General features: G+C 54.1%; 6 protein-coding genes. All 6 read right to left on the bottom strand.

Features of this window, described 5'->3' with window-relative positions; genetic code table 11:
* Positions 1-572: 572 nt before the first annotated feature.
* The 6 genes from RSSM_RS33855 to RSSM_RS20095 all read right to left on the bottom strand — a co-directional run bounded on the left by RSSM_RS33855 (position 573) and on the right by RSSM_RS20095 (position 5875).
* The gene (locus RSSM_RS33855) at positions 573-1019 is read right to left on the bottom strand and encodes a hypothetical protein (protein WP_008682982.1); all 447 of its coding nucleotides are present in this window, start codon (positions 1017-1019) and stop codon (positions 573-575) included.
* 638 nt (positions 1020-1657) lie between these two features.
* Positions 1658-2089, bottom strand: a complete 432-nt coding sequence (locus RSSM_RS34300) for a DUF7336 domain-containing protein (protein WP_008682978.1) — start codon at positions 2087-2089, stop codon at positions 1658-1660.
* Between the two features lie 105 nt (positions 2090-2194).
* Positions 2195-2677, bottom strand: coding sequence for a hypothetical protein (locus RSSM_RS33280; RefSeq protein WP_008682977.1), 483 nt, complete (start codon positions 2675-2677; stop codon positions 2195-2197).
* Between the two features lie 207 nt (positions 2678-2884).
* Positions 2885-3226 (bottom strand): hypothetical protein, encoded by a 342-nt coding sequence (locus tag RSSM_RS20115; RefSeq protein ID WP_044303115.1) that lies wholly within the window; start codon positions 3224-3226, stop codon positions 2885-2887.
* Positions 3227-4489: 1263 nt separating this feature from the next.
* Positions 4490-5071: a hypothetical protein gene (locus RSSM_RS20100; RefSeq protein WP_236621257.1), complete on the bottom strand. Its 582-nt coding sequence runs from the start codon at positions 5069-5071 to the stop codon at positions 4490-4492.
* A 132-nt stretch (positions 5072-5203) separates the two neighbouring features.
* Positions 5204-5875 carry a hypothetical protein gene (locus tag RSSM_RS20095; protein WP_008682962.1) on the bottom strand — a complete coding sequence of 224 codons (672 nt, stop codon included), beginning with the start codon at positions 5873-5875 and terminating at the stop codon, positions 5204-5206.
* Between the last annotated feature and the right edge of the window lie 578 nt (positions 5876-6453).

The following is a 6453-nucleotide window of genomic DNA, read 5'->3' as shown; positions in this document are numbered from 1 at the left end:
TTTTGTAATCCACCTTTCACCGCCCAACCCCGTGTCGCTCCTGGACTCGCGACTGACCGACCAAGACGTCCTCGAGAACAAAGCTTGAACCCGATCAGGACTCTGCCTTCGCCAAGATCACTACACCGCGTGACCCCAGGATGAATTCATTCTGGCCAGGTCGTGACAAAGACTGTGACTGGCGATGACCTGAGCGTGCACCGCATGCTCAGATCATACAGCAGTAGCAATGAATCAAGCCGACTCGTTAGTACTGCAAGGAATGATGAGACGACGCTGTCACTGACAGACTTGGCTAGCCCAAGTCCAAGCGTCGACACCTCGAATAGTCGTATAGTACCGAATCGGATCACGCCGAAACTCGTAAGCGTCAACGTCCAAAGTCAGCCGAATCCACACCCTAAGCCACAAGACGAAAACAGAAGAATCACCGATGTAGAAAAAGTCAGCAAAAGCGGCCAGACGCCTCTGGTCAAACCACGGACTTCATAGTCGTCACGCATCAGCGGGCGGCGGGAGTTGAGCCACCATTGGTAAAATCGTCTCCACCGCCGCTCCGTTGCATGCGATGGTTATCCGCGATTTAGTGAGATCTCAATTTTGCGGAATTCGTCTGGATCGTCAGGGTTGGTGCGCCAGCATATCATGCCCGGTCGTTCGAGAATCTGGCAGAGCCCGCCGACGCCGTGCACTGAAGCTTCGGGTGGTTCGTCATACGACTCATCGTCGTTCTCGTATAGGAGCGCAATTTCTGCGAATTGCTTCCAACTGTTTGAACGCTGAACGTCGATCAAGGACCGCATCGTTGCTTTTGCCATCGGGCAGTCCGTTGGCGGCTTAAGCCATTCGCGAACGTTAGCGAATTGCGGGTCAGATAGACGTGAACGAAGCGGTTTTGATCGCGGTGGGCGGACGGTCGTGAGTAATTCATCCCACAGATCAGCATCCGACATCTCGGACGTTGGCTTTGTGTTGTCGGTGTGTTCGGTGCCGAACAATTTGCGGATCAGTTGCAACATGGCGAATTGAGCAGGTCGCTAAAGTAGGTCGCGTTCTTTAGTCGGATAACGTCCGACATCACCGGGTCGGGAGTGTTGATGTTCCATTTGGAAACGGCCGCAAGCCCGACTCCGGTGCATGTCATGGTTGTCCGCCGTCTTCTCGGTTATGCCTTTGCGACAAATCGTTGTCAAAATCGACAGTTGGTGGTAGGCGACGAACCCGCGTATCGGTAACGGAGTGAATAGCAAGTCGAGCCAATAGCATCATCACCCCGGCCAAAGGCACGATCAAGTAGGGGACCGGAGAATTGCGCATGGTTCGGAAGATTGCGATAGACAACGCGATGAAGGCGGTAAGCCAGAGAACACTGGAAATACGGAACCGGCGTCCATCGCGAATCGAGCGTCGAAGAATGCGTGTGTCGAAAATGCGCCGGAATCCAGACACCGTTTCACGCGGGGAAAGCAGGAGCGACATAAGCAGCAGTCCAAAAACGGTTGCAGTTGCTAGCGTTACGGCGTAGGCGTTCCAGATAGGTCAGGTGGCCAAACAGGGATGTGCCGGGTGGAGCCTAGTCGGATAACGGTAGACATCACGGGGAACGGACGAAAGACTTTCCACTTCAAAAACCGTACAAGCCGTTCTCCCGTGCATGTCATGGTTCTGCACTGTCTTGGACGGCACTTTTCGCAACGAGCATACAGTCACCGTGACCGGGTACAGCATCCTCCGCGCATTGTACTACATCGCCGACACCAAATATGGCGTCAGCAGCATCTTCAACATCAACGATTTCGTAAAAATCACCAGGCCGCCAAGCGGAACCGGCGACGAGGTAAGTGCCAGCATTGGTACGAGACGGAACCAAGATGTTGATCATGGTAACGAAGCCTTCCGTCCAGTGGTCGACTCCGATCTCGTACTCCGCAATCGAGAAACCATCTGGCCAATCGCGGAATCCAGGTTGAACGCGCAGACGCTCCATCGCCGCCCGCGCGTCGTCGTGTGTGGCGTAAACGCCGATGAATTTCACGTCCTCGCGATCACACCATTCATGTTCGTGTTGAAGTATGAAAGTCTTGGTCATTGTTGCAGAACGTTACCGATCACCGGGTCGGGAGAGTTGATGTTCCATTTGAAAACGGCCGCAAGCCCGACTCCGGTGCATCGGATGGTTATCCGCCGTCTTTAGCTACGTGTTGAAACGGTCAGTTTGGTCGAGGATTTTGCCGACGAGTTTCGATTCCCGACCCGAGAGCATAGTGTAGACGCCGGAAAACGCTGCAAGCAACCCGCCGCCAGCCAAGATCATGAATCCGATAGCAAATCCGGAACCCCGTACACGCGCGCCCGATTGCAACACCGCAGCAAATAGACCAGCAAGAGTCAGCATTAGCACGCCAACGATAAATCGGCGAAAGCCGTAACCGCGAGTTTCAGAGCGAAGTCCCGATGCAGCGTCACCCACCAACGCATCGGCATCAGCATCGGAGAAACCGTTCGCGATCAGGTAATCGCGAACATCGGAGGAAGGCTGGCCATCCGAGATGCGGTTCTTCGCATCTTGCGTGAGGTATCGGTTTCGTATTGCAGGCGGCGTCTCAAACGACTTGCATCTTGGGCATGTGGCGAAGCTAGGACTGAAAGCAATGTTGCAGTTTGTGCAGTTTATCATCGTGATGTAGTTGCAGTGATTTCAGTCGGATAACGGTAGCGATCAGCGGGTCGGGACGTTTGACTTTCCATTCGTGAAACCGCGCAAGCCCGACTCCGTTGCATCGCATGGTTCGCCTCTATTCCGGCAGGGTTTCCGAAAAGTATCAAACGCATGCAAGTTCAAGTTTAGTAGTCATGGTGGCCGAGGCAACGAGCGTCGGTTACGTCAGTCGGTGTTCCCATCAACTACAATGTGTCGCCGATGCTTCACTCCGCGGTAGACAAGGAACGCCGACAACGCCATCAAAAGCGGAGCGACGCAAAACGCGAGTAACTGGGCAGTAGCCGGGGCAATCGAGATGCCGAACAAGTAGAGTTCCGGATCATAAGTTGCGTATCGACGCCCGGCAGCCATCCGACGGTTCATATCGCTGGTGAGGTAAGCAATGCCAGGACCGGCAATGATGAAACCGACCAACGCAGACATGGACGCCATCACGAAGTGCCGGAATGGAGACGCACGCTTTGATGTCAATTGCGATGGCGATGGAGTCTCGTACGGATTCACGTTGGTATTTGCTGAGTCGGCGAACGTTTGGGTTGACCGGGGCCGAGCGAAAGATCAACCATTTTCAAGAAGACGCTTTCGAGGGCTCCGCGTCCAACCCGATTGTTATTTGGCCGATAGGTGAAACAACGTCCCATTCGAGCTAGCGTCATTGTTCGCAAACAGAGTTAGCGAGCATAAGCATACCAATAAAAGGCCCAGAAAGGGTCGGCGTAGTAGAACCAGAACGAAAATACAAAGAGTGCAAAGTACGTAGTGAGTGACGCCACGCGATGTAGTGAAGTTTCGAGCCCGAACGGAAAGTGCCACGCGAGCCATGCGCCGGATGGTACAGCGAAGAGCGAAACCAACCCCATGATCGAAGACATGCCTTTCAATGCGAGTGTTATCGGATCGTGAGAGAGTTGGTATTCGATTGACGCAGGCCCGTTCGAAATCATACCTAGTTGCACTAGCGTCGAGAGATAGCAAAGGTGGACACCAAGTACGTACAGCGGTGGGTGCAGCATCACCAGCCTTCTACCGAGACATGCCCAGTCAAACCTTCTGTTGGGCGCGAAGTTGGCTGAACTTTCGTACGGATTCTGATTCATGCATATGATGGAAGTGGCTGGCAGAACTATTGGACTTGGCCAAATAACGGTAGACATCACGGGGGACGGACGGTTGACTTTCCACTTCAAAAGACACGCAAGCCGTCCTCCCGTGCATGTCATGGTTCGCCGCATTTGCAGCGGATGAACGTCTGGCCCCGCGACCGACGCAGACCTGAGCATACCGGGCGTATCACTCTCGTACAAACCGTCACGCAAAGTGCTACACATCATTCGGGTGCGTTTGCGTACCAGCGAACCATGACCTGAGTCGTTGCGATGAAACGAAAACGATAGTAGCGAAGGCAGCGACAGTGAGCACGAACGTGACAATCATGCCCCAGCTAGATGTGAGCGTCGCGAGAAATTGCTCGGTCGCGGTGTAGGGCGCAGGGTGTGATTGAGAAGGTGCGAACAACAATGTCAAGAACGCTATCTCCGCCGAAACAATGAACACGCTCGTGGCGGATATGCGGCGTCGCCTTGGCGGAGATTCCATGGCGACGCGAGGCGTAGCGTAGGGATTTGCGGTGTCCATCATTGCTGAGTATGGCAAATTCAATCGGCGAACGGTGCCCGTCACCGGGCCGGGAGAGTTGATCGTCCATTTGTGAAACCGCGCAAGCCCGGCTCCGGTGCACGGGATGGTTCCCCACTTCTTCCATGCAGATCACCAGAACCCCGTTCGTTGAAACATTAGGCCCGCGTCGGCATCGTAGTAATACGTCGCGCCACCGCCATCACCCTCGGATGGACTGTAATAGACAATAGCAGTCGCGGGACACGTCCAGTTTAGCCCGTCAAATGTATGGTTGAATAGCTCAGGCGACACCGTTTGCCCCTCGTCCATGAAACCACCACGTTCAACGGCGGAATGCTCACCGTATTGCGTCCACAATCCGTCGAGATAGGCCTCGAAGTCGGCCGCGGATATGTCGTACCGTGCTCTGTAACCATTGGCGTGTTTGTGCATCTCAATGTTCGATGCGGCCGTGGGCAAGTAGCGTTGCGATCGAAAGTCAGGGATTGCCTCAAACGAGTCGTAATGAAAGTGCCCGAAGCGGATTGAGTCCGTGACCAACATGACACCGGTGCACGAGGGTATGAAAAGAACGATCGCCGCGATGGACGAAATCAGCAGTGTCTTGATGCGACTCCATTTCCGTGGCGTTCGGGTGGCAGTAAGAAGTACGACCACAAGCAGGAAAGCAACGCCCGTCAATTGAAACGGTAGGACAATCGGCCAAAGCATGAAGCGTATTCAGTACTTCCATTCAGTCGGGGAACGCCCAGCATCACCGGGCAGGGGTGGCGGAGCGGAGGCGGTAAAATGCCGAAGGCAACCACCGGAGCGAAGACACACCTGCTCCGGTGCATGCAATCGTTATCCGCTCTCTGCTTTGGGTATCGAGCCAAGGAAATTGCTCCCGAAATGAGCGGCGTTGACCAAAACAGATCCGATCGCTAGCAACATAATGAAGATGGAGGCGTAGTACAGTACCCGTGTCGGCTCGTAGTAAAAGCCTGAAACGCCAGCAAGGTAAGCAAGGGTAGGGAAGTCCTGCCGAAACGCGAGCACTATCGCCACCAGCATCGTTGCAAATAGCATCGATGCTATGGTGAATTTCGGCATTCTAGCACGTCCCACTGATAGGCGATTTGTTGCAGCAAATAGCGATGCCACGAGAGTAGCACCGGTCACAAGATTCGCCAACAAAATCAGCAATAACCAAGCGGCAAGATTGGTGGATTCAACGGCCCAAGTGTGTTCTCCGCCAAGTGGACCTGTGAGATGCAGTTTTGCCAGGGTATTGCCACCACCGAACGCGTAGGATGCGAGCGGCCAGCCACGGATCGTTCGACTGCGGTAAATCTCATGCTCTGTGAACGACAGTGGATTACTGGTTCGGTTTCGGTCAAGTTGCAACTCAAAGCGGTTGATGTTTGCAAACGATGCAACGACGCCAATTGCAAGCAGCGATGAAAGAATGATCGGAGTCTTCATTTCAGTGGGATAACGTCTGCCGTAACCGGGAACGGACAGTTGACTATCCATCTGTAAAACCTTGCAAGCCGTTCTCCGGTTCACGGCTTGGTTATCCGTTTCGATGGCTGGATCAGAGTCATCGCACCATTAGGTTTGGGCTCCCGTCTGCATTGCCCCACCGTCGAAATATCAACAACAGAGCAGCACCAGCCTTGTCCGTGTCATCGCCTTCTCCGCTGCTTGTTGCCATCAGGGCACCTTCGGTGCTGTAAACCCGGTCGCCCGTATACGTACCTGTCTCCTCGCCGTCATCATAGTAGAGAATCCCGTTCTTAACAGAGCCAACTACGTTGCCACCTGACGATTCTATAGTCGAGCCTGAGACATATCCGATTGCATCGCCATCGTCGCCATCTGGCTCGTAGATTTCGCAGCCATCCACCCCATTGTACCAGCCAAAGCCGACGTATCGACCTGAGGCTGAAAGTACGCGGAAGTGGGGAACAGGGTAGCAGCCGTCATTTACGTCATTCATTTGTAGATGTGAAGGTAATCGAAATGCTCAGTCGGATAACGTCACGCGTAACCGGGAACGCGCGGGATAGTTTCTAACGGCCGAACCGCTTAGCTCGCGTTCTCCGGTTCCC

This window comes from Aporhodopirellula sallentina SM41 (assembly GCF_000346505.1).
Classification (GTDB): Bacteria; Planctomycetota; Planctomycetia; order Pirellulales; family Pirellulaceae; genus Rhodopirellula; species Rhodopirellula sallentina.
Note: the sequence above shows the minus strand (reverse complement) of the source record. Positions and strands in the feature narration are given on the sequence as shown.